Below are 25,700 nucleotides of genomic sequence, written 5' to 3' on the forward strand. Positions count from 1 at the left end.
ACGCCGGCGGGTTTTTTCATGTCTCTCGTCTGGAGACGATACGGAAGCCGATATAGCTGGCGATTGCGGTGAATTCCATCACGGGGATGATGATGCCGAAGCCGGTCAGAGGCGAACCGATAAGCGAGGCTGCGGCACCGCCCGCAAACCCCGACCCCATCTGAATGAACCCCATCATCGCCGATGCCGAGCCGGCAATATGTGGGAATGGGGCGAGGGCCGCCGTCACCATGGACGGCGTCAATAAGGCGATGCCGACCGTTGCGACCGCCACGGGTCCCATGATCGAAAGAAAGGATGGCGGTATCAGGAACACCGACAGCAGGATAAGGAGACCGCCTGTTCCCGAAAAACAGAGGCCGAGGACGACCGAACGGCGGTCGCCCAGCTGCGGTGCGATATAACGCAGGGCGATTGAGCCGAAGAAATAAGCGCCGGTCTGCATCAGCATGCCGATGCCGAAGGCGGTGGGCGTCATGCCGACCTTGTTGATGAGGATGAAGGTCAGCATGGTCGCCTGCGCATAAAGCGCGCCGATGGAACCGCCGAGCACCAGTGCGGCCAGAAGAAAACGCGGCTCGGTGAGCAATGTCCCATATGCCGACAGGAGGCGGTGCGGGCGGATCAGGTTCTTGTCCGGGCTCGTCGTCTCGCGCAGGAAGACCACGACGGAGAAGATGGTGAGGGCCCCGAGGCCGGCCATGAGGAAAAATACCGATTGCCACCCGAAAGCCGCAAGCGAAAGCCCGCCGATGGTCGGGCCCATGGCGGGGCCAACGGCCAGCATGATGCCAATGAGGTTCATGATGCTGGAGGCTTCTGCGCCCGTGAATTGATCGCGCACGATGGCGCGCGCCACCGTCATGCCGACGGAGGCGCCAATGCCCTGAACAAGCCGGGCGAAGAGCAGCACTTCAATTGTTGGGGCAAAGATCGCCAGCAGTCCACCGCCCAGAAAGATGGAGAGGAAGACGAGACTCGCCTTTCGCCGACCGAAGGCATCGGATGCCGGGCCGGCGAGCAGCTGGGCGATGGCGAAACCGGCGAAATAAAGCGAGAGGCTGAGTTTGACGGCGGATTCCGTGGTGGAGAAAACCCGCGTCAGTTCCGGCATGGCCGGTGTGTAGATCGCCATGGAAATCGGCGCCAGTGCCGTCAGCAACGCACCGAGTATGGCCGTGCGCTTTCTGGACATGATCGTTTCTGGCGACATTGCGATCAGCAGCTCTGGCCCGGCTGTTCCGGCTGGAGATTGTTGCGAAGGGTCTGCAGGAAGCTGCGGAAAAGCGCGACCTCTTCTTCATTCAGGCCCTGTGTGGCGTGACGGACGAGTTCATCGATTTCCTGGCGCACGGCTTCCAGCATCTCGGTGGAGTTTTTTGTCAGCACGATGCGCTTGGAACGCCTGTCCTGCGGGTCCTGCTGGCGTTCGATGAGATCGAGAGATTGCAGCTTGTCGAGATAGGCGCAAATCGTCATCGGCTCGATGCCGAGCCGGGCGGCGATATCCGACTGTTTGCTGCCATCAACGACGGCAACCGTCAGCAATGCGCGCGCTTCGCCGGGCGTCAGGCCCAGTCCGGCTTCAGAAATTCGGCGCTCAAACGCACTGTTCAGCAGGCGTGCGCCGCTGTTCAGTAAAAATGCCAATGAGTCTTTTTCGCGTTTAGTGCCCATGCTTCGCCTTTTCGTAAGTCAGCCTTACTAAAATCCCGGCGATAATCAATGGCGCATAAATCATATTGTTGAAAATCGAGTAAAGTATGTGTCAGTTCGATTGCGTTACGGTCGGCAACATAATCGAAGATTGTTACGCCAAAGCAAAGAAGATTGGGCATCCCGCATTTTATTTCATCTGCCATGCCGGTCCATATCGTCGGTCAAGTCCCTTACACAGGTCACCCGCCATCGGTATCCGGCTGCTGTGCCGGCAGTTGGGGCAAAAGCAAAAATCAGGTCGCAGCCAATCTTCCTTACACCAAAGTCCGGCATTGAATTGCCGGTGGAGGCGTGCCCATATGGGCTTAAACCGGAATCGTTCAAGGAAGATGAAATGCCATCCAAGACCGCGCTTTATCCCGCACTCGTTGACTGGAACGGCCACAATGGTCTGCCGAAATTCGATGCGGTCAGGGATGAGGATTTCGCTCCGGCCTTCGATGCCGCCCTTCTGTCCCACGAACAGGAAATCGATGCGATTGCCGGCAATGCTGAGGCCCCGAGCTTCGAAAACACCGTGACCGCGCTCGAAATCGCCGGAGACGATCTTTCGCGCATTTCGGCGCTGTTCTGGAACAGGGCAGGCGCCAATACCAATGGTGTGATCCAGGCGCTGGAGCGCGATATCGCACCGAAACTGTCGCGGCACTATTCGAAGATCGGCATGAACGAAGCGTTGTTCAAGCGCATCGATACATTGTGGGAAAAGCGCGGAACGCTTGGGCTGACGGGTGAGGAAAGCCGCGTCCTTGAGCGGCACTGGAAGGGTTTCGTGCGCTCAGGCGCCAAGCTGCCGAAGGACCGGCAGGAACGCTTGGCGGCGATCAATGAGGAGCTTGCGGGTCTCGGTGCGAAATTCGGGCAGAATGTGCTGGCGGATGAAAAGAACTGGAAGCTTCTGCTTTCCACGGAAGAGGAACTTGCCGGTATTCCCGGTTTCCTGCGCGACGCGATGGCGGGTGCGGCCCGTGAGCATGGCGAGGACGGCAAATTTGCCGTCACCCTTTCCCGTTCCATCATCGAACCTTTCCTGACCTTTTCCGAACGCCGCGATCTGCGCGAGCAGGCCTTCAGGGCCTGGGTGGCGCGCGGCGAGAATGGCGGCGAGACCGACAATCGCGAGATCGTCCACCGCACGCTCGAACTGCGCGAGGAAAAGTCAAAGCTTCTCGGTTACGCGAATTTCGCCGCCTACAAGCTTGATGACACGATGGCGAAGACGCCGGATGCCGTGAACGGCCTTTTAGGGCAGGTCTGGGAAAAGGCCGTGCGCCGTGCGGGCGAGGAAGAGGCCGAACTGGCCGCAATCATCGCCGAGGAGGGCAGGAATCACGAAGTGCTGCCCTGGGACTGGCGGCATTATGCCGAAAAGCTGCGGGCACGGAAATTCAGCTTCTCCGAGGCCGAATTGAAGCCTTATCTGCAACTCGAAAAGATCATTGAGGCCTGCTTCGATGTGGCCGGGCGGCTGTTTGGGATTCGGGCGGTCGAAGTCAAAGGCGTCGCCGCCTATCACCCGGATGTGCGGGTTTTCGAAATCCGCGACGAAAAGGGCGGTCTGAAGGCCATGTTCCTCGGCGATTATTTCGCCCGCCCCTCCAAGCGCTCCGGCGCGTGGATGAGCTCCTTCCAGTCGCAGCACAAGCTGCCCTTGAAGAACGGCACGGTCGGAGAAATTCCGATCATCTACAATGTCTGCAATTTCGCCAAACCGGCCGAAGGCAAACCGGCGCTGCTTTCGCTCGACGATGCGCGCACGCTGTTTCACGAATTCGGCCACGCGCTGCATGGCATGTTGTCAAATGTCACTTACCCCTCCGTTTCCGGAACGGGCGTCTCGCGCGATTTCGTCGAATTGCCGTCGCAGCTTTACGAACATTGGCTGACGGTGCCGGAAATCCTGGAAAAATACGCCCTGCATTATGACACAGGCGCGCCGATGCCGAAGGCGCTGCTGGATAAGGTTCTGGCCGCGCAGACCTTCAATGCCGGTTTCAGCACGGTGGAATTCACCTCGTCGGCGATTGTCGACATGGCGTTCCACACGCGGGAAAACGTGAGCGATCCGATGGTCGTGCAGGGTGAGGTGCTCTCCACCCTGAACATGCCGAAGTCTATCGTCATGCGGCATGCGACCCCGCATTTCCAGCACGTTTTCTCCGGCGATGGATATTCGGCCGGCTATTATTCCTACATGTGGTCGGAAGTGCTGGACGCCGATGCCTTTTCGGCCTTCGAGGAAACGGGCAACCCCTTCGATGGCGAGATGGCGCGCAAGTTGAAAGACAATATCTATTCCGTCGGCGGTTCCATCGATCCGGAAGAGGCCTATCTTGCTTTTCGCGGCAAGATGCCAAGCCCGGACGCCATGCTTTTGAAGCGTGGTCTGGCATAAGTGTCCGGTATAAAAGACTGTCATATTTCTGAGCTAGAACCTGAGTGCAGGGGGCTTATGACAAGGCCCCCCCTTTCGCATTTGCAAAAAAAAGGTTATGAGCGCGCCAAACTAAATTGGCGTTTCTCATCAATATAGCGCCCAACCTCAGAGATTTTGAACAATGGCACTTCGCAACATCGCGATCATCGCGCACGTTGACCATGGAAAAACGACGCTCGTGGACGAGCTTCTGAAGCAGTCCGGCTCGTTCCGCGACAACCAGCGTGTCGCCGAGCGCGTGATGGATAGCAACGATCTCGAAAAGGAACGTGGCATCACCATTCTCGCCAAGGCGACCTCGGTGGAGTGGAAGGGTGTACGCATCAACATCGTCGACACCCCCGGCCACGCCGACTTCGGCGGTGAAGTCGAGCGTATCCTGTCGATGGTGGACGGTGCTATCGTTCTGGTCGATAGCTCGGAAGGCCCGATGCCGCAGACCAAGTTCGTGGTCAGCAAGGCGCTGAAGGTCGGTCTTCGCCCGATCGTCGCGATCAACAAGATCGACCGTCCGGATGGCCGCCACGAAGAAGTCATCAACGAAGTCTTCGACCTCTTCGCCAACCTCGACGCCACCGACGAGCAGCTCGACTTCCCGATCCTCTACGGTTCTGGCCGCGATGGCTGGATGAACGTCAACCCGGAAGGTCCGAAGGATCAGGGTCTTGCACCGCTGCTCGATCTGGTTCTTGAGCACGTTCCGGAGCCCAAGGTTGAAGAGGGCCCGTTCCGCATGATCGGCACGATCCTTGAAGCCAACAACTTCCTCGGCCGCATCATCACCGGCCGCATCGCGTCCGGTTCGATCAAGCCGAACCAGGCTGTGAAGGTGCTTGGCCAGGACGGCAAGACAATTGAAACAGGCCGCATTTCCAAGATCCTCGCCTTCCGCGGTATCGAGCGCACGGCAATTGAGGAGGCCCATGCGGGTGACATCGTCGCCATCGCCGGTCTTTCCAAAGGCACCGTAGCCGACACCTTCTGTGATCCGTCGGTTACCGAGGCGATGCAGGCACAGCCGATTGACCCGCCGACCGTCACCATGTCGTTCATCGTCAACGACAGCCCGCTGGCTGGCACCGAAGGCGACAAGGTTACGAGCCGCGTTATCCGTGACCGCCTGTTCAAGGAAGCCGAAGGCAACGTTGCGCTGAAGATCGAAGAAGCCGAAGGCAAGGATTCGTTCTTCGTTTCCGGTCGTGGCGAATTGCAGCTGGCGGTTCTGATCGAAACCATGCGTCGCGAAGGCTTCGAGCTTGCCGTTTCGCGTCCGCGCGTCGTGATGCACAAGGATGAGAACGGCACCCTCTTGGAGCCGATCGAAGAAGTCGTGATCGACGTTGATGAAGAACATTCCGGCGTCGTCGTCCAGAAGATGTCCGAGCGCAAGGCTGAAATGGCGGAGCTTCGTCCTTCCGGCGGCAATCGCGTTCGTCTGAAGTTCTATGCGCCGACCCGTGGCCTGATCGGCTACCAGTCGGAGCTTTTGACCGACACGCGCGGTACGGCGATCATGAACCGTCTCTTCCACGACTATCAGCCCTTCAAGGGCCAGATTGCCGGTCGCGTGAACGGCGTTCTCTTGTCGAACGGTTCGGGTGAAGCTGTTGCTTACGCCATGTTCAACCTGGAAGATCGCGGCCCGATGATCATCGAGCCGGGTGAGAAGGTCTATGCCGGTATGATCATCGGTATTCACTCTCGCGATAACGATCTCGAAGTGAACGTGCTGAAGGGCAAGCAGCTGACCAACATCCGCGCTGCCGGCAAGGATGAAGCCGTGAAGCTGACGCCGCCGATCCGCATGACGCTCGATCGCGCGCTTTCCTGGATTCAGGACGATGAGCTGATGGAAGTGACGCCGAAGTCCATCCGTCTGCGCAAGATGTTCCTGGACGCCAACGATCGCAAGCGTTTTGAAAAGGCCAAGCTCGCTGTCTGATTGCGGCTTGCCGTTATGAATTTGAAAAAACCCGGCCTTGAGCCGGGTTTTTTTATGCGTTCGTTTTTATGTGTGCATGAGTCGAAAGGTGCTTGTGCCAAAGGTTAAGGATGCGTTAATTTTTATCAGTCGTCCACATGAATAGGCTGTGGGTAAGCTTGCCGGCGTTAACCTTTATGACTGGTAAGTTTCCGTGGCCGGGGCCAGAATCGCGTTATGAAAACGTTATCCATCGATGTTCGCCGTGCTGAACCGCATGATGCGCGCGCCATTTCCGAGGCGCACCGTCTGTCGTGGCAACAGGCCTATGCCGGCCTTATCCCGCATCGGCCGTTGACGCAGATGCTCGAGCGTCGTGGAGAAGTCTGGTGGAAAAAGGCAACCAAAGGCTCCGCAACCATGCTGGTGGTAGAGGTGGCCGGTGTGGTCGCCGGATATGCGACACTGGGCCTCAGCCGGGCACGCGGGCTGCCGCAGGACGGCGAGATATACGAACTTTATCTCCGGCCGGAATATCAGGGCATCGGGCTTGGCTCGCTGCTGTTTACGGAAGCGCGCAGACTGCTGACCTCGCTTGGCTGCAACGGCATCGTTGTCTGGTGCCTTGAAGATAGCGATGTGGCCAACCGCTTTTTCCGCTCTCACGGTGGCCGCGATATCGCCGAAGGCATGGAAGATTTCGACGGCAAGTCGCTTCGCAAGGTCGGTTTCGTCTGGAACTGACAAACAATGCCAGGTGATTTGGCCCCGGGGTTCGTTCTCGCGGCCGGCCATGCGCAATTGCGATAGCCTCAAATCCCGCATTCTGCCTTATCCGCCCAAAGCCATGTTGCAATGCGGCGACTTTCCCAGTATCGAAAAACCAAATCCAACCCGTCGAATGAGGGAAGCGAATGCGTATCGATGCAATTTCCGTAGGCAAGAATCCGCCGGATGACGTGAATGTCATCGTTGAAGTGCCGGTCGGTGGACACCCGATCAAGTACGAGATGGACAAGGATGCCGGTGCGCTGATCGTCGATCGCTTCCTCTACACGCCGATGACCTATCCGGGTAACTATGGTTTCGTACCGCACACCCTGTCTGACGATGGCGACCCGATCGACGTTCTCATCTGCAACACCCGTCCGCTGGTTCCGGGCTGCGTCATCAATGTCCGCCCCATCGGCGTGATGATCATGGAAGATGACGGCGGCAAGGACGAGAAGATCCTCGCCGTGCCGGTTCCGAAGCTGACGCGCCGTTACGACAAGGTCCACAATTACACCGACCTGCCGGAAATCACGCTGAAGCAGATCGAGCACTTCTTCGAGCACTACAAGGATCTGGAGCCCGGCAAGTGGGTGAAGATGGGCGGCTGGCAGGATGTCGACGTCGCCAAGAAGCTGATCGTCGAAGCCATCGAGCGCTACAAGGCGCAGGGCTGATCTAAAGCATGTCTCCCAAAAGTGTGCAGCGGTTTTCGGACCAAGACATGCTTAAAAACAAAGATTTAAAGCGCGTCGCGGGAATCAGATTAGACGCGATGCGCTTTAGTTTTCGAGCTTTTTGAATAGCTCTTCGAAATCCTCCGGGTCGGTGTCGATCCGGAGGATTTTTTTACGCGCCGTTTCGCCTGAAACGAAGCTGATGGAGGATTTCGGCAGGCCGAGTTTTTTCGCCAGCAAAACAATCAGGGCTCTGTTGGCCTTGCCGCCTTCCGGCACGGCGCTGACGCGGGCCTTCAGATGCGCGTTTCCCTCCGCATCCTTTTCCACGCCCTCGATGGCGTCCCGCCCGCCATTCGGTGTGAGGCGGACGGTCAGGCGGACATGGTCGCTATGCTTCTGCCAGCAGGCGCTCAAGCGACCATCGGGTAAAGCGTGTTCCACATGAAGGAGCGGATGAAGAAGATGATCAGGAGCACGATGATCGGCGAAATGTCGATGCCGCCGAGATTGGGCAGAATGCGGCGGATGGGGCGCAGAACCGGTTCCGTGACATTGAACAGAAAGCTGCCGATGGCGTTCACGAACTGGTTGCGGGAATTGATGACGTTGAAGGCGTAAAGCCAGGAAAAAATAGCGCTGGCGATCAGCACCCACGTATAGAGGTTCAAGGCCAGATCGATGGTCTGAAACAGGGCAAGCATCAATATCTCCGTATCTTGGTTGCAAGACATTTAGACATTGAACCGTGAACCGGCAAGTGTTGCGCCAGATCGTAATGATCTTTGATCTGATCGACCGGCGATCATCACAATCTGGCTCGTGGCTTTGCAGCGGGATTTCGGACGAAAACCGCTCACACTTTTCGTCATCCCGTCAGTGAGGGCTGGCGATTCCTGTGATATCGCTCTATTGCAAAGCTCTCATATTGTCTCGCGAGCACCCAGCCGATGTCCCTCCCTTCCGCCGAAAACCGTTTCGGTGCATTCCGGCATAGTTCCTATCGCCGCTTTTTCAGCGCCCGGTTTTTTTCGGCCTTCGCCATCCAGATCGTCAGCGTCTCGGTCGGCTGGCAGATGTATGAGGTGACCGGCAACGCCTTTTATCTCGGCCTGATCGGTCTTTTCCAGTTTCTGCCGTCTCTGCTTCTGATCCTCGTCACCGGAACGGTCGCCGACCGGCACAATCGTCGGCGCATCATGTCCATATGCCTGCTGATTGCGGCGCTGTGCGCTGCCGCTCTTCTGGGTCTTACGCTGACGCACAGCTTTTCCCCCTGGCCGGTCTTCGTCATTCTTGTCGTCTTCGGCATAGAGCGCGCCTTCATGGGGCCGGCGGTTCAGTCGCTGGCGCCCAATCTCGTGCCGGTAGAGGATTTGCCGAACGCCATCGCCTGGAATTCCTCGTCGTGGCAGATGGCGTCCATTCTCGGTCCCGTCGCCGGCGGCCTGCTTTATGGCCTCGGTGCTTCCGTCGCCTATAGTGTGGCATTCGTGCTCTTCATCGTATCGGCGGCGCTTGCGGTGACGATCCGCAAGCCGGAACAACGCGGCCCCGCAAAAGCCATCAGTCTCGAAACCATGCTCGCCGGGTTCAAATTCATCGCGCAGGAAAAAATCGTTCTCGGTGCGATATCGCTCGATCTTTTCGCGGTGCTGCTGGGCGGCGCGGTTGCGCTGATGCCAATTTTTGCCAAGGAAGTGCTGACGCTCGGGCCATGGGGTCTCGGGCTTCTGCGGGCAGCACCCGGCATCGGGGCCATCACCGTTGCGGTCATTCTGGCCTTCAAGCCCATTCGTCATCACGCCGGTCTGCTGATGTTTACAGGCGTCGGCCTCTTCGGCATCTCCACCGTGGTCTTCGGGCTTTCGCAAACCGCATGGGTGTCCATCGCCGCGCTGGTGGTCATGGGCGCATCAGACATGGTGTCGGTTTATGTTCGCGAGACCCTGATCGCGTTGTGGACGCCGGATGAGGTGCGCGGGCGTGTGAATGCCGTGAACATGGTGTTCGTCGGCGCATCGAACGAGCTGGGCGAATTCCGCGCCGGCACCATGGCGCATGTCGTCGGGGCCGTACCGGCCGTTGTCATCGGCGGGGCGGGCACGCTTGCTGTGGCGGTTATCTGGGCGCTCGGTTTCTCCAAGCTGCGCAAGATCGACAATCTGGATGCGCCGCACTGACGGCCACGGGCCTCAGCGCTGCGCCTTGCCCTCAAAAACGAGATCGAGGAAATTGCCCAGCCAGGCCCTGAGCGGCGTGTCGAACAGCATGCGGCCTTCCAGATGCTGGCTGCCCACCTGCGCATTGGGCATGCCGAAGCGCTGCGCGCCGCGCACCACCCAGCTATGCATCATGGCGCGGGTCAGCTCGGCGTGAAACTGCAGGCCCCAGGCATTTTTTCCATAGCGATAGGCCTGATTGGGATAGGTCTCGCCCGAGGCCAGAAGTTCGGCTCCGCGCGGCAGCTCGAACCCTTCCTTGTGGAAATGATAGACCATCTTCGGCCAATGCGGCATCAGAAGCCGCCCATGTTCGGTGGCATGAAGCGGATACCAGCCGATCTCCACCTTGCCCTCCCTGTCGGCCTCCACCTTGCCGCCGAGATGTTTGGACAGCATCTGCGCGCCAAGACAGATGCCGAGAAAGGGCTTGTTTTCCTTCAACGGCACCTTCAGCCAGTCGATTTCGGCTTTGACGTAGTCATGAGAATCGTTAGCGCTCATCGGTCCGCCGAAGATGATGGCGCCCGCGTGTTTCTCCAGCGTTTGCGGCAGGTCGTCGCCGAGCGCAGGGCGCCTTATATCCAGACGATACCCTTTTTCCACCAGCATCTGGCCGACGCGGCCGGGCGTGGAACGTTCCTGATGCAGGACGATGAGCAGCGATGGTTGTTTTCTCTGTTGCCTGGAAGGGTCAAACAGCATCGTCTTCGTTTTCGCTTTCTTCAGCGGGCCCGGACCTCGTGGCGGCCTGCTGACGTTGCAGAACCCTGTCGCGCACGGATACACCAAGCAGGTCGGCGACTCGCCAGATCACATGGTCTTCCATTTCGCTTCGTTCGCCGTCAGCGTAAACAATATCCCATAATATGCCAATAAGCTCCACGCGCTGCTCTTCATCCAGATGGCGGCGTATATCGGTGGTGAAACGGTAATAATCGACGGCTTCCTTGCCTGCCTCCTGGCCGGCGGCGAGAAGTGCATCCAGCTTTCCGGCATCGAGATGGTAATAATCCTGCAGGATTTCGCGCAGGCGGTCACGCTCGCTTTTCGAGACGGTGCCATCCGCTTCCATGACCTGGAAACAGAGGGCGGCCACCGCCACCCTCAGATCGTCCGGACTGAAATCATCCCCATGCGGGCCGACGAGGTTCTGAATAAACGACTGTATTTGCTGGAACATCGATATCCTGTTCGTCAGAAGAGTTTGAGCCGGGTCTTGGGTTCGGCTTCCGCACCGGGTTTCTTGACGCCCGGATCATCCGGCGCGCCGCCGAAAAACGGCACGGCTTCCGCCTTTTCATCCGCGGCACCGGTTTCCACTGGCGCTTCGATTGTGACCGGCTTTTTCTCCTGCGGGACCGATACGGCCGGCTTGACCTCGATCGGTGCGGCCGGGGCCGGTTTTGGTTCGGCGGGCGTCTCCGGCGCGGCTTCGACAATGATCGTCTTCGCGGCCGGTTCGGCCCGTGCGGGCGCTGCGGCAATCGCGTTTTCGATTGTCAGGTCTTCAACGGGCGCTTCGAGCTGGCCGAAAGGCGCTTTCCATTCGAAAGCATCGAGACGGCCGGTGACCGGCGAGACCGGCAGCCATTTTTCCGAAACGATGCCGTCGGCCACCCAGGCGGGGTCGCGCGGCGCGCGCAGCGCCTGCGCCATCCAGTAGCGCACACGCCCCTGATCGCCGCTCTCGGCCTCCTCGATATCGGCCATCAGCAAGAAGATGCTCTCGCGCGGTTCGATCCGGGCGGCGGCCTCGGCCTTGGCTCGCGCCTTGGCGAATTCCTTGGCGTCGAGCGCCGCCTGCGCCACGGCGAACAGGGATTCGATGTTGTTGGGCTTCAGGCCCTCAAGCCGCTCAGCCCGTTTCAACCGGTCGATGGCGGTATCGCCGCTGCGTGCGCGGACATAAAGTTCGGCGATCTGCGGGTGCGGATCGTTCTTCCAGACGGGCTCCAGAACCGTGGCTGCCTTGCGCAGATTGTCTTCCCGGAGATAGGATTTCGCCGCGATCAGCGCTGCCGGAACCAAGCTCCTGGCAAGCTTGAGAGCGTGCTTGGCATCCTCGCGCGCGCCGACCGGATCGCTTTCCAGCTTTTCGCCGGCCTTGGCAGTAAGAAGCACGGCTTTCAGACGTTCCGCCTCACCGCGTTCGATAACGCCGGCTGCCTTCTGCTGGTCGAGCAGGCGGATGGCATCGTCCCACTGCCCGTTGCGGCAGCGGTTTTCCAGCGTCGCCTGCGCGGCCCAGGGCAGATAGGGAGCCTTTTCCGCTGCATCCTCGGCATATTGCTGGGCGGCTTCATAGGCGCCCTGACGGCGGGCCTCGATATAAAGGCCGCGAAGGCCAAGTTCGCGAGTCTCGGGATCGCGGGCCATGGCTTCGAATTTGCGCCGCGCCTCGTCATATTTGCCTTCGATGAGATCGGCCTGCGCATCGAGCAGATGGATCAGCGGCTCCTGATCGGCGCTGAGCAGCCCTTGAGTACGGGCCGTCATCTTGCGGGCGAGGATGGCATTGCCGGCCCCGGCGGCGATGAGCCCGGTGGAGAGCGCCTGATAACCCCGGTCGCGCTTGCGGGCGCGGAAATAACGACGGGCGGCATTGGGTGAGGTCCAGATGGCATTGACGATCCACCAGACCAGCATGACGGCGGCGACCAGCGCCGCGATGATGGAGGCGGCGACCATCAGGCTCATTTCGATCAGCTGGCCCTGCCAGACGATGGAAAGCACACCCGGCCTGTCGGCCAGCCAGGAGAAACCGAAGCCGAGAGCCAGAACGATAACGGCGAAAGTCAGAATTCTGGTCATGCCCTTACCCCTGCCTGCCGGTGCTGGTGATGGCGCGGTTCAACGTGCCGCCGACCAGATTCTCGACCTCGATGCGCGCATCCAGCGATTTCTTGTAATCGGCGGATGCCGTCTTGGCGGCATCGGGAAGCCCGTTCCATTCAAGTGCTGCGCCCTGCAGATCGCCGTTGCGCAGCTTGTTTTCCATGCGCGCGATCTTGGCCTCAGAGGTTTCGCCCTCGATATTTCCGACCGGACGCACCTTTACCAGCGAAAAAGCGCTTTCGGTCAGGCGTTCCATGATGCCCTGATTGGGGTCAGGCTGGTTGATCGCGGAAAGCATCGCATTGGCGACGTCAGGGAATTTCTGCATCAGTTCCGAACGTGACGGCACACCGGTTGCGGCGAAGGATTGCAGCGATGCGATGGCCGGATCGTCGGGCGTTACCTTGGACAGTGTGTCGAGTTCCGTCAGGAACGGCCCACCGCGATCGATCGCGGCCTTCAGCGCCGCGGAAGCGATGGCGCGGGCGACTTCGATATCGTCGCGCGGCTCGTTGATCTTGGCTTCCGCATCCGCAAGGCGGCGTGTCAGTTCCGCCGTCGCCGATGCCTGCGCGGATCGCTCCGACTGGAGGGTGGATTCCAGCGCGGCGATTTTTTCCGACAGCCCATCCACCTGCGGTGCCTCGCCCTTTGCGCCTTCGAGGGTTGCGATGCGCTGTTCCAGCGCGGAGGTGTCGCCGACCGGCGCATTGGCAAGCTGCTGCCGCAAGCTGCCGAGATCGGTTTTCAGTGCGGCGATTTCTTCGCTTCCCGCCCTGCCTGCATTGAAGGAGGGCAGGATGCCGGTATATTGCATGCTGCCGGCGGCGGCGAGCGCGACAAGGCCGCCGACGATACCTGCCGCGATCAGGCCGGAGGTCGCGGCCTGTTTGCGCTCCTCCTGCTGCGGTGTGGAGGGCTTTGCCGGCCCCGAGGAGGAGGAGGTCGCCGTCGTTGGTTTTGCAGCGGTGGCGCTGCTGGATGCTGTGGAGCCGAAGGCCGGCTTCGCAGCAGCTGCTGCGGCCGCAGCCGCGCTCGTGTCGGTGGTGCCCGTCGACGGTTTTGTATCGGCTTTAGGCGAAACGGGGGCCGGCGAGACGGGGTCTTTCTGCCTGTCTGCGGGCTGCTTGTCTGCGGCGCTCTCAGCCTTCGGTGCCGTGGCTACGGATTCCGCTTTGCCGACATTGGGTTCGGGCTCGATAGGGGTTTTCTTGGGCTGGTCCCAGATGGGGGCGGGGTTTCCCGTTGCGGCTGCTTCGGGCTTTGTCTCCGAAACACCCGGCTCTGCGGTGGCCTCAGGTGTTTTGTCACCGGGCTTTTCGTCCGTCTTGGCAGCGTCCACGTCGGCGGAAATTGCTTTCACGTCTTTGGCGTCCAGGTCGATGGTGACCGGTTCGGCTTTGGACTTGGAGTGGCGTGGCGGCTTTCCCGATACCATGACAACCTCATTTCTGCCTGCAGTAATCTAAACCTAGTCAGTGACGGCGGCAAAGGAAAGAGGCGAGCTCGAATTAGGTTCCAGAGTTGTGGCGTAGAAGTTCAAACATCGCGGCTTCGCTCGGTTCTTCGGCGGCCTTGGCGTTTGCGCGGAAGATCTCCGGAACGAGAGAAAACACGTTGCGGCTGATGCAGATGAATTGTGTCGTTGCCAGCGCCGCCACGTATTTTTCCGTCGATACATGATGAAAAAACGCCCGCGCCGCTTCCGATGAATAGAGCAGGACCACATCGGCAGCGCTTTCGACAAGCGCCGTCTCTAGCATCGTCTCCGAAATGTCGGAGGACAGCATCTCGTAACAATCCACCGTTCTGAAGGGAATGCCGGCAGCGGCAAGGCCTTTCTCGAAGACGGCGCCACGGGGCCTGCCGGCGAGATAGAGCAGGGGCTCTTCTTCGGAAAATAGAGTCCGGTGCTCAGTCACCAGCGCGGTCAGACTCACGGCGTCGCCGGAGGCGGTGAAAATCCGTGCGAAGCCTGTTTTTCCCGCCGCTTCCGCCGTTGTTCCGCCGACGGCGAAAAGCGGTTTTGACAGATAGGGAGCCAGCCCGTCCCGTGATGTTTCTAGCGCCCGCAGCGCCTCGGCACTGGTCACCGCGATGGCCGCCAGCGGGGCGGATAGCGCCGAGACGGCGCGTTCGCCATGATGGGCGGGATAAAACAGCGGAAGAAGCACCGGCGCATGGCCAAGCGCTTCAAGCTTTGCGGCTGTCCTTTCGCCCGAACGCTGCGGCCGGGTGACGACGATCCGCATCGGCTCAGCTCCAGCCTTCGAAGAAATTGCTGCCCGCCTTGGCGCGCACGTCTTCGCCGGCCTGCCGGCCGAGCTTTGCGGCATCGCGGCGGTTGCCGGAGGCTTCGATGCCGTGGCTTGTCTGGCCATCGGGGGTGAGGATCAGGCCGGAAAAATGTAGTTCCTCACTATGGCAGGTGGCGTAGCCGGCAATCGGCGTGCGACAGGAACCATCGAGGGCTGCCAGAAAGGCGCGCTCGCATGTGACGGCATCATGAGTGGGCCTGTCGTTTATGGGTGCGAGCAGTTCGTCCATGCGTGTATCGCCGATGCGGCTTTCCACGCCGATTGCGCCTTGGGCCGGAGCAGGAGGGAATTCCTTCGGGTCGAGAATTTCCGTCGGCACATTGTCCTTACCAAGTCTCTTCAGGCCAGCAAAGGCGAGAAGCGTCGCATCCGCCTGGCCTTCCTCCAGCTTGCGCAGGCGGGTATCGACCTGACCGCGGAAGATGATAACGTTCAGATCCGGCCGCAGGCGGCGGATCAGCGCCTGGCGGCGCAGGGATGCGGAGCCGACCACGGCGCCCTGCGGCAGCTCCAGCAGCTTCGGTGCGGTGCGGCCGATGAAGGCGTCGCGTATGTCTTCGCGCGGCAGGAAAGCGGACAGATAGAGCCCTTCGGGCAGAAGGGTCGGCATGTCCTTGGAGGAATGCACGGCCATATCGAGTTCGCCGGATAGAAGCTGGCTTTCCAGCTCTTCGGTAAACAGGCCCTTGCCGCCGATCTCCAATAAAGCACGGTCGGTTATCCGGTCGCCCTTGGTGGACAGCACGACGATTTCGAACATTTCTTCCGGCAGGCCATGCGCCGCCATCAGCCGGTTGCGCGTCTCGTAAGCCTGCGCGAGCGCCAGCGGGCTGCCGCGCGTGCCGATTCGGAAAGGTTTTGTTTGCATCCGCGTCTATCCATTGTTACCGGAGTTGTCTTAGACCAACTCAGCGCATGATCGCAATGAACGAACAGATTTGATGACCCCCTTTCTTCGTATCCTCGGCATAGAGACAAGCTGTGACGAAACCGCCGCATCCATTGTGGTTCGGCATGCGGACGGCCATGGCGAGATCGTCTCCGACGTCGTTTTGTCGCAGCTTGAGGAACACAGCGCCTATGGCGGCGTGGTGCCGGAAATTGCCGCGCGCGCCCATGTCGAGGCGCTGGATACGCTGGTGGAAGAAGCACTGGAGCAGGCGGGCGTGACCCTTGCCGATGTCGACGCCATCGCCGCCACCTCCGGCCCCGGCCTCATAGGCGGCCTGCTGGTGGGCTTGATGACGGGCAAGGCCATCGCCAAGGCGGCCGGCAAGCCGCTTTACGCCATCAACCATCTGGAAGGCCACGCGCTGACGGCGCGCCTCACCGACGGTCTGTCTTTTCCTTATCTGATGCTGCTCGTCTCCGGCGGCCATACCCAGCTGGTGCTGGTGCGCGGCGTGGGCGACTATGAGCGTTGGGGCACCACCATCGATGACGCGCTGGGGGAGGCTTTCGATAAGACGGCGAAACTTCTGGGCCTGCCCTATCCAGGTGGGCCTGCGGTCGAGAAGGCGGCGGCGAAGGGTGATCCGAACCGCTTTCCGCTTCCGCGTCCCATGGTCGGCGAAGCACGGCTCGATTTTTCCTTTTCCGGCCTGAAGACGGCGGTGCGGCAGGCGGCGACCGCCATCGCGCCGCTTTCCGAGCAGGATATTGCCGATATCTGCGCCTCGTTCCAGAAAGCGGTGTCGCGCACGCTCAAGGATCGGATCGGCCGCGGCCTTGCCCGTTTCAGCCAGGAATTTCCGCATACAGAAAACCAGCCTGCTCTGGTCGTCGCCGGCGGCGTTGCCGCCAATCAGGAAATCCGCCAGACGCTGCAATCGCTTTGCGATACCCATGGCTTCCGCTTCGTCGCGCCGCCGCACCGGCTCTGCACCGATAATGCCGCGATGATCGCCTGGGCGGGGCTGGAGCGCATGGCGGACGGCCGGGACCCCGATCCGCTCGAAATCCCGCCGCGCTCGCGCTGGCCGCTGGATGGCAGCGCGGAGACATTGATAGGTTTCGGTAAAAGGGGAGCCAAGGCCTGATGCAGCGGGAGAAAATCGTCGTCATCGGCGCCGGCGCCTTCGGAACAGCGCTTGCTGTGGTCATCGCGCTGGAAAACCGGCATGACGTGACCCTGCTCGGCCGCGACCCATCGCTGATGGCCGACCTCAGGAGCGACCGCGTGCACGAGGCGGCCCTGCCGGGCGTCGATCTGCCAGATGCGCTTGAATTTTCCGCCGAGCCAGATGTGCTGGCGGGCGCCGGCATCGTCCTCTTCGCCATGCCCTCGCAGGCTCATGCCGATGCGGCCCGTCAGTACGGTCCTTATCTGGCTAATGACTCAATCATTGTTACCTGCGCCAAGGGTATCGACCGCAGCTCCGGCCGGCTGCTGACGGAACTTCTGGAAGCGGAACTGCCGCATCATCCGATTGCGGTTCTGTCCGGTCCGGGCTTTGCGGCCGACATAGCACGGGGCCTGCCGACGGCCATGGCGATTGCGGCGGAAGATGCGGTGATAGCCGAGCGGCTTGCGACCACGATTTCCGGCAAGACCTTCCGGCTTTATGCCTCGACCGACCGCATCGGTGTGCAGCTTGGCGGGGCGCTGAAGAACGTCCTCGCCATTGCCGCCGGCATCGTCGAAGGCGCGGGCCTTGGCGATTCCGCCCGGGCGGCGTTGATTTCGCGCGGCCTTGCCGAAATGTCGCGTCTCATCGTTGCGATGGGCGGGAAGGCGGACACGGTGCGCGGCCTCTCGGGCCTTGGCGATCTCGTGCTGACCGCCACCAGTCACCAGTCCCGAAACCTGCGTTTCGGTATCGCGCTCGGACGGGGTGAGGGCAAGGACATGTCCGGCGGGCTGGTGGAGGGCGCTTTTGCGGCAGCCGTCGCCGCCCGGCTCGGGGAAAGTCACGCTGTCGACATGCCGGTTACCGAAGCGGTGGCCGCTATCATTGACGGCAATCTGGATGTGGCGAGCGCCATGCAACAATTGATGACGCGGCCCATCACCACCGAATGAGGGCGGGTCTTCGTTCCAAACCGCTGACGCGTTTGGAAGAGATGTTTTAACGAGGAGACGAAAATGCTGTTTGCCTTTATCTGCAAGGACAAGCCCGGCCATCTGAATGTACGCATGGAAACACGTCCGGCGCATCTGGAGCACCTGAAGAAGCTGAATGCCGAGGGCACGCTGAAGATCGCCGGTCCGTTTCTGGATGCCGAAGGCAAGCCGAATGGCAGCCTCGTGATCGTTGACGCCGCGGATATCGATGCCGCGAAGGCTCTCGCCGATGCCGATCCCTACGCCAAGGCCGGCCTGTTCGAAAGCGTTGACGTGAAGCCCTATAATTGGGTCTTCAACAATCCGGGAGCATGACCGGACATGGCGAATTACTGGCTTTACAAGTCCGAGCCGTTCAAATGGTCCTGGGAAATGCAGAAGGCCAAGGGCGAGGCGGGCGAAGAATGGACCGGCGTGCGTAACTATCAGGCGCGCAACAACATGCGCGCCATGAAGATCGGCGACAAGGGTTTCTTCTACCACTCCAATGAGGGGCTGGATGTCGTCGGCATCGTCGAAGTCTGCGCATTGTCGCATCCGGACTCGACCGCCGAAGGCGATCTGAAATGGGATTGCGTGGATATCCGCGCCGTCTGCGACATGCCGCAGCCCGTTTCGCTGAAGGATGTGAAAGCCAATCCGAAGCTGGCGAAGATGTCGCTTGTCACTTCCATGCGGCTTTCCGTGCAGCCGGTGACGGAAGAGGAATATCTCGAGGTCTGCCGCATGGGCGGTCTCGCCAATCCACCGAAGTCACCGGACTGATGCTTCGGTGAGGACCGATCCCGAACGCTTCATTCTCGACAATACCGCCATCATGCATCCGCCGCATGTGCCGGAGTTGCGTCTTCATCTCGCCACCGAAGCCCATGAGCTGTGGCTGAAGACGGAGGAGGAGCTGGAAGCGATCGGTCTGCCGCCGCCCTTCTGGGCCTTCGCCTGGGCCGGCGGGCAGGGGCTTGCCCGCTACGTTCTCGATCATCCCGACAGCGTGTCCGGCAGGCGCGTGCTGGATTTCGCCAGCGGCTCCGGTCTGGTCGCCATCGCTGCGGCAAAGGCGGGCGCCGGTGCGGTTCTGGCGGCCGATATCGATCCGTGGACAGAGACGGCCATTCGGCTGAATGCAGCTCTCAATGAGATGGACATTGCTTTCACCGGGCTCGACCTGGTTGGGAAAGCGGTTGAAGCGGATGTTCTGCTGGCCGGCGACGTATTTTACGACCGTGCCTTTGCCGAACTTCTCGTACCGTGGTTTCTGGAACTGACGGAAAAGGGCGTGACCATCCTAGTCGGCGATCCCGGACGCGCTTATTTGCCCAAAGAGCGGCTCCGCGCGGAGGCGACCTATCAGGTGCCGGTGACGCGGGCGCTGGAAGACAGCGAAGTGAAGAAGACCACAGTGTGGCGTTTCATCTGATCAGCGCATCACGCATTTGCAGTAAAACCGCTTCATGCTTTTACCGGAAATACTCTATGGCCGGATAATGCAGACGCCATGTTCATAGGCGCAGGCGTCGCCAGCGGTTTCAGCGCGGACATTGATGATTTTCGCCTTTGGCGCAAGCTGCGTGCCCGTCGCAACCGCTGCGCCTTTCCGTGAAAGCCCGCCGCCGATTGCGAAATAATTGCCGTTGCCGCGAACGCGTAGCGCCGATATCGCACCCACGTAATTACCGCCGGAGAGGGTGGATGGCAGCCCGTCCGTTGAGAAGCTCACCTGCGATTGACGATGCTGATAGTTGTGCTGATAATCACGGCGGCCATAAGAATTCTCTGCCGCCGCCGGAGGCACCACAGTGAAAATTACGCCTGCGACCATCATGGTCAAAGCGGCGATTCGGCGCTGTAACATGAGCCTCATTCTCCGGATTTTCTTGGTTAACCAAAGGTAAATTACACGATTCATGAATTACGTAAAGGTAAATATTTTAGGGGCGTAAATCTTGGAAACGCTCGATTTTTTATTTTGACGCAAAAAAATTCCAAAAAAAATTCGCGAACCAATCGATTAAATTGGAATCGGCCATGAAATGTGCTTGTCGTGATGCTCCCATGTGATTAAACGTCGCGGTTGGTGCAATGCACATTCTTTCGTCATGTGCTGTTGCTTGGGGGCGTCCTGTCTGATGGGCGCACGGGAAAACGCCGCGAGGTTCTGATGGCGAATGCGACTAATAACCGGCCTCTGTCGCCGCATCTTCAAGTTTACAAGCTGATTCCGACGATGGTTGCATCCATCGTGCACCGCATCACGGGCGGCGCGCTTTATTTCGGAACGCTTCTGGTTGCCTGGTGGCTGATCGCTATCGCCTCGGGTCCGGCCTATTACGACTGGGTCAACTGGGCGATGGGTACGATCATCGGCAGGCTCATCCTGATCGGATACACCTGGGCTCTGGTTCATCACATGCTTGGCGGCCTTCGCCATTTCATGTGGGATCTGGGATACGGCTTCGAAAAGCACTTTACCACCAAGCTGGCGAAGGCCTCGTGGGTGGTGTCGATCTGTCTGACCGCGCTGATCTGGGTCATTCCCCTGATCGTGCGCTGAGGAGATTTTTCATGGATATGCGTACACCTCTCGGAAAGGTTCGCGGCCTCGGCTCCGCCAAGGAAGGCACCGACCATTTCTGGCGTCAGCGCGTGACTGCGGTCGCCAACGTTCCGTTGCTCACCTTCTTTGTCGTCTTCCTCATCAGATATGCCGGCGCGCCCTATCCGGAAGTCGTTGCGGCGCTGTCGAACCCGCTCGTTGCGGTCATCATGGCTCTGGTTTTGGTTTCCGGCCTCATCCACATGAAGCTCGGCATGCAAGTCATCATTGAAGACTACATTCACGCCGAGGTTTTGAAGCTCGTTCTTCTGATGCTCAATATGTTTTTCGCGATTCTCATTGGCGGTCTTTGCATCTTCGCCATTCTGAAAATCGCATTCGCAGGATAATCCCGCCATGGCATCGATCAGTTCACCATCCCAGAATGGCAAGGCCTACACCTATGTCGATCACTCCTACGACGTGATCGTGGTGGGCGCCGGCGGCGCGGGTCTGCGCGCAACGCTCGGCATGGCGGAACAGGGTTTCCGCACGGCCTGCATCACCAAGGTTTTCCCGACGCGCTCCCACACGGTCGCGGCGCAGGGCGGCATTGCCGCGTCGCTCACCAACATGACGCCCGACTGTTGGCAGTGGCACCTTTACGACACCGTAAAGGGCTCCGACTGGCTCGGCGACGTCGACGCGATGCAATATCTCGCCATGGAAGCGCCGAAGGCGGTCTATGAGCTGGAACATTACGGCGTGCCTTTCTCGCGCAACGAAGAAGGCAAGATCTACCAGCGCCCGTTCGGCGGTCACATGCAGAATTACGGCGAAGGCCCGCCGGTGCAGCGCACCTGCGCCGCTGCCGACCGTACCGGCCACGCCATTCTGCACACGCTTTATGGCCAGTCGCTGCGCAACAATGCCGAATTCTTCATCGAATATTTCGCGCTCGACCTCATCATGTCTCCGGACGGCCGCTGCACCGGCGTCGTCGCCTGGAACCTCGATGACGGCACGATCCATCGCTTCTCCGCCAAGATGGTGGTTCTGGCGACCGGCGGTTACGGCCGTGCCTATTTCTCGGCGACCTCGGCCCATACCTGCACCGGTGACGGCGGCGGCATGATCGCCCGCGCTGGCCTGCCGCTCCAGGACATGGAATTCGTGCAGTTCCACCCGACCGGTATTTATGGCGCAGGCTGCCTGATTACCGAGGGTGCACGCGGCGAAGGCGGTTATCTCGTCAACTCCGAAGGCGAACGCTTCATGGAGCGTTATGCGCCTTCCGCCAAGGACCTTGCCTCGCGTGACGTTGTCTCCCGCTGCATGACGATGGAAATCCGTGAAGGCCGCGGCGTCGGCAAGAACAAGGACCACATCTTCCTGCACCTCGATCATCTCGATCCGGCGATCCTGCATGAGCGTCTTCCGGGCATTTCCGAAAGCGCGAAGATTTTCGCCGGCGTCGATGTGACCCGCGAGCCGATCCCGGTTCTGCCGACGGTTCACTACAATATGGGCGGTATTCCGACCAACTATTGGGGTGAAGTGCTGAATGCCGATGCCAACAACCCGGAGCGTATCGCGCCCGGTCTGATGGCTGTTGGCGAAGCCGGTTGCGCCTCGGTTCATGGTGCGAACCGCCTCGGTTCCAACTCGCTGATCGACCTGGTGGTCTTCGGCCGTGCAGCGGCGATCCGTGCCGCTCAGGTCATCAATCGTGATGAGGCTGTTCCCGCTCTCGATACGGCTGCCTGCGACAAGATCATGGAGCGTTTCGACAGCCTGCGTTACGCCAACGGCTCGACGCCGACGGCGGTGCTGCGCGACAAGATGCAGCGCGCCATGCAGGACGATGCGGCCGTTTTCCGCACACAGGAATCGCTGGAAAGCGGTTGCCAGCGTCTTTCCGCCATCTGGAAGGAACTGCCTGACGTCAAGGTCACCGACCGTTCGATGGTCTGGAACTCCGATCTGGTCGAGACGCTCGAGCTGCACAACCTCATGGCCAATGCGATCACCACGGTCTATGGCGCGGAAGCGCGCAAGGAAAGCCGCGGTTCGCACGCCCGCGAGGATTTCGTCGACGGTCCGTTCGCCGGTCGCGACGACGTGAACTGGCGCAAGCACACGCTTGCCTGGGTCAGCCCGGAAGGCGACGTCAAGCTCGACTACCGCCCTGTTCACACCGACCTCATCGCCGACGGCATCGATCCGAAAAAGATCGAGCCGAAGGCGCGCGTCTACTGATTTGAGGAACTGGATATGGTTGAACTCGCTCTCCCCAAGAATTCCCAGATCAGCGAAGGCAAGGTCTGGCCGAAGCCGGACGGCGCCAAGAATGTGCGCGAATACCGCATCTATCGATGGAACCCGGATGACGGCCAGAACCCGCGCATCGATACCTATTATATCGATGTCGACGATTGCGGGCCGATGGTTCTCGACGCGCTTCTCTACATCAAGAACAATATCGACCCGACGCTGACGCTGCGCCGCTCCTGCCGCGAAGGCATCTGCGGTTCCTGCGCCATGAACATCGACGGCACCAATACGCTTGCCTGCACCAAGGGCATGGAAGAAATCAACGGCACGGTGAAGGTTTATCCGCTGCCGCATATGCCTGTCGTGAAGGACCTCGTTCCCGATCTGTCGAACTTCTACGCCCAGCACCGCTCCATCGAGCCCTGGTTGAAGACGGTTTCGCCGACGCCCGCCAAGGAATGGAAGCAGAGCCATGAGGACCGCCTGAAGCTGGACGGTCTTTATGAGTGCATTCTCTGCGCCTGCTGCTCCACCTCCTGTCCCAGCTACTGGTGGAATGGCGACCGTTATCTCGGTCCCGCCGTTCTGCTGCAGGCCTATCGCTGGCTGATCGACAGTCGCGATGAGGCAACCGGCGAGCGTCTGGATAATCTCGAGGATCCGTTCCGCCTTTACCGCTGCCACACCATCATGAACTGCGCGCAGGCCTGCCCGAAGGGCTTGAACCCGGCCAAGGCTATCGCGGAAATAAAGAAGATGATGGTCGAGCGCCGCGTTTAAAGGCGATTCGCTGACGACAGAAAATCTAGCGGGCCGCGGTCTCGACCGCGGCCCTTTTTACAACCCGGCGTGGGAAAATTCGGTAAAAATCGACCGAAATGGTAATTATCCCGGCCATCGCTTGCGCAAGATAAGGCTTTGGTAATAATTCAGCCTTCTTGTTTGATCATGATCTTTCCGGAAGCGAGAGAATCGGGAGCTTGATATGCAATTCAGATATGTGGTGACGGGCCTTGCGGTTGTGATGACTCTCGCCGGTTGCCAACGTACCTCCTACGATTACAACAACAACGGCAGCAACAATCCCGGTTATACGCCGCCTTTGCAGGCGCAGCCGGTGCCCTCCGTCCAGTCCGGCGCCCTGCCGCCGCCCGGTGGCGCCACGGGCAGCCAGTTCCCGTCGGCACCTGCCTCGGCCGCCCCTGGCGGAACCAACGTCGCTTCTGCCGCTCCGCCGGCGGCCGCACTTGACGTTACCAAGGAATCCATGGTCGGCAACTGGCGCGTTTCCAATGGCGGCGCCAATTGCGACATGTTCCTGACGCTCACCAACCTCGGCAGCGGCTCGCGTGGCGGCACGCGCGGTTGCGCGGGCGAGCTGACGGCGATGGGGTCCTGGGAAGTGTCCGGGAAGATGGTTCTCTTCAAGAACCGTTCGGGTGACACGATTGGCCGCGTCTACAAGAGTGCCGATGCGCGCTTTGATGGCACCACCAATAGCGGCCAGCCGCTCAGCCTCAGCCGATGAGTCTTTCCGGTGCAGCCGGAACGCTCTTTTCGCTCTAAGCCTGTCCATTCGTCGTGGGTGCCTTTGTGCGCCCGCGTCCGAGGCGTTTATCCATGAAGCCCTTGCCCGATTACAATCATAGTGTCGTTGAACAGCTCAACGCATTGACTGCAGCTGGCACCTTGCAGGCCGATGCCGCCCAGCTTGGCGTGGCGGCGCATCTGGACCGTATCCTTGCCGATCTGAAGGCGCGCAAGCCCGCCAAGAAGAAGAGCGCGCTCGGCTGGATGTTTGCGCGCAAGTCCGGACCTGCGGCGGCCGTCAAGGGACTATATGTCTATGGCAGCGTCGGCCGCGGCAAGACGATGCTGATGGACATGTTCTACGAGATGGCGCCGGTTTCCTCCAAACGGCGCTGCCATTTTCACGAATTCATGGCGGATGTGCATAATCGTGTGCATGCGCATCGGCAGAAGCTGAAGAATGGCGAAACCAAACAGGCCGATCCGATTCCGCCCGTCGCCGCCCAGCTCCTGGCGGAAGCGGAGCTTTTATGCTTCGACGAATTTACGGTCACTGATATTGCCGATGCGATGATCCTTGCGCGGCTGTTCAGCGAGCTGTTCGCCAACGGCTGCACATTGGTGACGACCTCCAACGTCGTGCCGGACAATCTCTACAAGGACGGTCTCAATCGCGGCCTGTTCCTGCCTTTCGTCGATCTCTTGAAAAAGCATGTGGAGGTGGTGACGCTGGACAGCCCCACCGATTATCGGATGGAGAAGCTGGAAAGCCTTCCCGTCTACGTCACGCCGCTTGACGGTTCGGCGGATCAGGCGATGGACATGGCCTGGCGGCACATGATTGCCGGTCACCTCGTTGCACCGACCGAGATACCGATGAAGGGCCGTTCCATTCTGGTGCCCCGCGCTAGCGGCCGGGTGGCTCGCTTTTCCTTCTCCGATCTTTGCGAAAAGCCGCTTGGGGCTTCCGACTTCCTTGCCATCGCCAATCGTTTCGATACGGTCTTCATCGATCACATTCCGTTTTTGAACGCGGACAAGCGCAACGAGACCAAGCGTTTCATCATCCTCATCGATGCGCTTTACGACCACAGCGTCCGGCTTTTTGCCTCCGCTGCCGCCATGCCGGAAGACCTGCTAGGCAAGCGCAAGGGGACCGAAGGTTTCGAGTTCGATCGCACCGCCTCGCGCCTGTTTGAAATGCGCAGCGCGGATTATCTGGCGCAGCATCACGAAAAACGCCAGAAAGTTTGACACTTTCGTGACGTATTTTCTTACGTTTACGTAAGAAAATAATGATCTAAACGATTGAAAATATTCACCGGAAAAGAATCTGTTGCCAATTTTTGCCAATGGGTCTAATCGGAGTGCGACAATTTGGCTGCCGGTTTGGCGC

Annotated in this window: 28 protein-coding genes; 16 read left to right on the top strand and 12 right to left on the bottom strand. The window is 59.9% G+C overall.

Going from position 1 to position 25,700, the window contains the following annotated elements; genetic code table 11:
* Window positions 1-16: 16 nt before the first annotated feature.
* From BTE54_RS10330 to BTE54_RS24960, 3 genes are read right to left on the bottom strand one after another with little or no spacing between them, the layout of a single operon-like run.
* Window positions 17-1,213: a multidrug effflux MFS transporter gene (locus BTE54_RS10330; RefSeq protein ID WP_174039719.1), complete on the bottom strand. Its 1,197-nt coding sequence runs from the start codon at window positions 1,211-1,213 to the stop codon at window positions 17-19.
* Window positions 1,214-1,218: 5 nt separating this feature from the next.
* Window positions 1,219-1,677: a MarR family winged helix-turn-helix transcriptional regulator gene (locus tag BTE54_RS10335; protein WP_078052361.1), complete on the bottom strand. Its 459-nt coding sequence runs from the start codon at window positions 1,675-1,677 to the stop codon at window positions 1,219-1,221.
* Window positions 1,635-1,862: a hypothetical protein gene (locus tag BTE54_RS24960; RefSeq protein WP_158080267.1), complete on the bottom strand. Its 228-nt coding sequence runs from the start codon at window positions 1,860-1,862 to the stop codon at window positions 1,635-1,637. Before BTE54_RS24960 ends, BTE54_RS10335 begins: the two co-directional genes overlap by 43 nt.
* A 191-nt stretch (window positions 1,863-2,053) precedes the next feature.
* Here BTE54_RS24960 and BTE54_RS10340 point away from each other — a divergent pair, with 191 nt between their 5' ends.
* From BTE54_RS10340 to ppa, 4 genes are all read left to right on the top strand, one after another.
* Window positions 2,054-4,114 (top strand): M3 family metallopeptidase, encoded by a 2,061-nt coding sequence (locus tag BTE54_RS10340; RefSeq protein WP_078052362.1) that lies wholly within the window; start codon window positions 2,054-2,056, stop codon window positions 4,112-4,114.
* 163 nt (window positions 4,115-4,277) lie between these two features.
* Entirely contained in the window at window positions 4,278-6,098 is a 1,821-nt protein-coding gene (gene typA / locus BTE54_RS10345; RefSeq protein ID WP_065656937.1) for a translational GTPase TypA, read from the top strand.
* A gap of 216 nt (window positions 6,099-6,314) precedes the next feature.
* A complete protein-coding gene (locus tag BTE54_RS10350; RefSeq protein WP_003523484.1) occupies window positions 6,315-6,821 on the top strand; it encodes a GNAT family N-acetyltransferase in 507 nt (168 codons plus the stop codon).
* A 170-nt stretch (window positions 6,822-6,991) separates the two neighbouring features.
* Complete coding sequence (ppa, locus tag BTE54_RS10355; protein WP_003523485.1) at window positions 6,992-7,525, top strand: inorganic diphosphatase; 534 nt, start codon at window positions 6,992-6,994, stop codon at window positions 7,523-7,525.
* Window positions 7,526-7,630: 105 nt separating this feature from the next.
* Here ppa and BTE54_RS25065 read toward each other — a convergent pair whose 3' ends face one another.
* Together BTE54_RS25065 and BTE54_RS25070 are read right to left on the bottom strand one after the other, a co-directional pair.
* The gene (locus BTE54_RS25065; RefSeq protein WP_168208084.1) at window positions 7,631-7,942 is read right to left on the bottom strand and encodes a DUF167 domain-containing protein; all 312 of its coding nucleotides are present in this window, start codon (window positions 7,940-7,942) and stop codon (window positions 7,631-7,633) included.
* Window positions 7,939-8,229 carry a YggT family protein gene (locus tag BTE54_RS25070; RefSeq protein ID WP_003523487.1) on the bottom strand — a complete coding sequence of 97 codons (291 nt, stop codon included), beginning with the start codon at window positions 8,227-8,229 and terminating at the stop codon, window positions 7,939-7,941. The genes BTE54_RS25065 and BTE54_RS25070 overlap by 4 nt, the downstream gene beginning before the upstream one ends.
* Before the next feature lie 246 nt (window positions 8,230-8,475).
* Here BTE54_RS25070 and BTE54_RS10365 point away from each other — a divergent pair, with 246 nt between their 5' ends.
* Window positions 8,476-9,708, top strand: coding sequence for an MFS transporter (locus BTE54_RS10365; protein ID WP_078052364.1), 1,233 nt, complete (start codon window positions 8,476-8,478; stop codon window positions 9,706-9,708).
* Between the two features lie 12 nt (window positions 9,709-9,720).
* Here the strand turns inward: BTE54_RS10365 and BTE54_RS10370 are convergent, their stop codons facing one another.
* The 6 genes from BTE54_RS10370 to hemC all read right to left on the bottom strand — a co-directional run bounded on the left by BTE54_RS10370 (window position 9,721) and on the right by hemC (window position 15,771).
* Window positions 9,721-10,452, bottom strand: a complete 732-nt coding sequence (locus BTE54_RS10370) for a glutamine amidotransferase (RefSeq protein ID WP_003523491.1) — start codon at window positions 10,450-10,452, stop codon at window positions 9,721-9,723.
* Window positions 10,442-10,930 carry a TerB family tellurite resistance protein gene (locus BTE54_RS10375; protein WP_078052365.1) on the bottom strand — a complete coding sequence of 163 codons (489 nt, stop codon included), beginning with the start codon at window positions 10,928-10,930 and terminating at the stop codon, window positions 10,442-10,444. The genes BTE54_RS10370 and BTE54_RS10375 overlap by 11 nt, the downstream gene beginning before the upstream one ends.
* A gap of 14 nt (window positions 10,931-10,944) precedes the next feature.
* Entirely contained in the window at window positions 10,945-12,561 is a 1,617-nt protein-coding gene (locus BTE54_RS10380) for a heme biosynthesis protein HemY (protein ID WP_078052366.1), read from the bottom strand.
* Window positions 12,562-12,565: 4 nt separating this feature from the next.
* On the bottom strand, window positions 12,566-14,023 hold the full coding sequence (locus tag BTE54_RS10385; protein ID WP_078052367.1) for a COG4223 family protein: 1,458 nt from the start codon (window positions 14,021-14,023) through the stop codon (window positions 12,566-12,568).
* A gap of 73 nt (window positions 14,024-14,096) precedes the next feature.
* Window positions 14,097-14,837 (bottom strand): uroporphyrinogen-III synthase, encoded by a 741-nt coding sequence (locus BTE54_RS10390; RefSeq protein ID WP_078052368.1) that lies wholly within the window; start codon window positions 14,835-14,837, stop codon window positions 14,097-14,099.
* Window positions 14,838-14,841: 4 nt separating this feature from the next.
* Complete coding sequence (gene hemC / locus BTE54_RS10395; protein ID WP_078052369.1) at window positions 14,842-15,771, bottom strand: hydroxymethylbilane synthase; 930 nt, start codon at window positions 15,769-15,771, stop codon at window positions 14,842-14,844.
* Window positions 15,772-15,844: 73 nt separating this feature from the next.
* Here hemC and tsaD point away from each other — a divergent pair, with 73 nt between their 5' ends.
* The 5 genes from tsaD (at window position 15,845) to BTE54_RS10420 (ending at window position 19,384) form a co-directional block, all read left to right on the top strand.
* Window positions 15,845-16,942 carry a tRNA (adenosine(37)-N6)-threonylcarbamoyltransferase complex transferase subunit TsaD gene (gene tsaD / locus BTE54_RS10400; protein WP_078052370.1) on the top strand — a complete coding sequence of 366 codons (1,098 nt, stop codon included), beginning with the start codon at window positions 15,845-15,847 and terminating at the stop codon, window positions 16,940-16,942.
* Window positions 16,942-17,925 carry an NAD(P)H-dependent glycerol-3-phosphate dehydrogenase gene (locus BTE54_RS10405; RefSeq protein ID WP_078052371.1) on the top strand — a complete coding sequence of 328 codons (984 nt, stop codon included), beginning with the start codon at window positions 16,942-16,944 and terminating at the stop codon, window positions 17,923-17,925. Before tsaD ends, BTE54_RS10405 begins: the two co-directional genes overlap by 1 nt.
* A 63-nt stretch (window positions 17,926-17,988) precedes the next feature.
* Window positions 17,989-18,282 (top strand): YciI-like protein, encoded by a 294-nt coding sequence (locus BTE54_RS10410; RefSeq protein WP_078052372.1) that lies wholly within the window; start codon window positions 17,989-17,991, stop codon window positions 18,280-18,282.
* A gap of 6 nt (window positions 18,283-18,288) precedes the next feature.
* Entirely contained in the window at window positions 18,289-18,732 is a 444-nt protein-coding gene (locus tag BTE54_RS10415; protein WP_003523502.1) for an EVE domain-containing protein, read from the top strand.
* Window positions 18,733-18,739: 7 nt separating this feature from the next.
* On the top strand, window positions 18,740-19,384 hold the full coding sequence (locus BTE54_RS10420) for a methyltransferase (protein WP_078052373.1): 645 nt from the start codon (window positions 18,740-18,742) through the stop codon (window positions 19,382-19,384).
* Window positions 19,385-19,438: 54 nt separating this feature from the next.
* Here BTE54_RS10420 and BTE54_RS10425 read toward each other — a convergent pair whose 3' ends face one another.
* On the bottom strand, window positions 19,439-19,819 hold the full coding sequence (locus BTE54_RS10425) for a hypothetical protein (RefSeq protein ID WP_198939119.1): 381 nt from the start codon (window positions 19,817-19,819) through the stop codon (window positions 19,439-19,441).
* Window positions 19,820-20,125: 306 nt separating this feature from the next.
* Between BTE54_RS10425 and sdhC the strand changes: the two genes are divergently transcribed.
* From sdhC to zapE, 6 genes are all read left to right on the top strand, one after another.
* Window positions 20,126-20,518, top strand: a complete 393-nt coding sequence (sdhC, locus tag BTE54_RS10430) for a succinate dehydrogenase, cytochrome b556 subunit (protein WP_078052375.1) — start codon at window positions 20,126-20,128, stop codon at window positions 20,516-20,518.
* 11 nt (window positions 20,519-20,529) lie between these two features.
* A complete protein-coding gene (sdhD, locus tag BTE54_RS10435) occupies window positions 20,530-20,910 on the top strand; it encodes a succinate dehydrogenase, hydrophobic membrane anchor protein (protein WP_065656951.1) in 381 nt (126 codons plus the stop codon).
* 7 nt (window positions 20,911-20,917) lie between these two features.
* Window positions 20,918-22,759, top strand: coding sequence for a succinate dehydrogenase flavoprotein subunit (sdhA, locus tag BTE54_RS10440; RefSeq protein WP_065656952.1), 1,842 nt, complete (start codon window positions 20,918-20,920; stop codon window positions 22,757-22,759).
* Window positions 22,760-22,774: 15 nt separating this feature from the next.
* A complete protein-coding gene (locus BTE54_RS10445) occupies window positions 22,775-23,554 on the top strand; it encodes a succinate dehydrogenase iron-sulfur subunit (RefSeq protein ID WP_003523509.1) in 780 nt (259 codons plus the stop codon).
* Window positions 23,555-23,759: 205 nt separating this feature from the next.
* Window positions 23,760-24,302: a protease inhibitor Inh/omp19 family protein gene (locus tag BTE54_RS10450; protein WP_065656953.1), complete on the top strand. Its 543-nt coding sequence runs from the start codon at window positions 23,760-23,762 to the stop codon at window positions 24,300-24,302.
* A gap of 92 nt (window positions 24,303-24,394) precedes the next feature.
* Entirely contained in the window at window positions 24,395-25,558 is a 1,164-nt protein-coding gene (gene zapE, locus BTE54_RS10455; protein ID WP_078052376.1) for a cell division protein ZapE, read from the top strand.
* Window positions 25,559-25,700 lie beyond the last annotated feature (142 nt).

Source organism: Agrobacterium sp. YIC 4121 (assembly GCF_002008205.1).
In the GTDB taxonomy this organism is placed as follows: Bacteria; Pseudomonadota; Alphaproteobacteria; order Rhizobiales; family Rhizobiaceae; genus Agrobacterium; species Agrobacterium leguminum.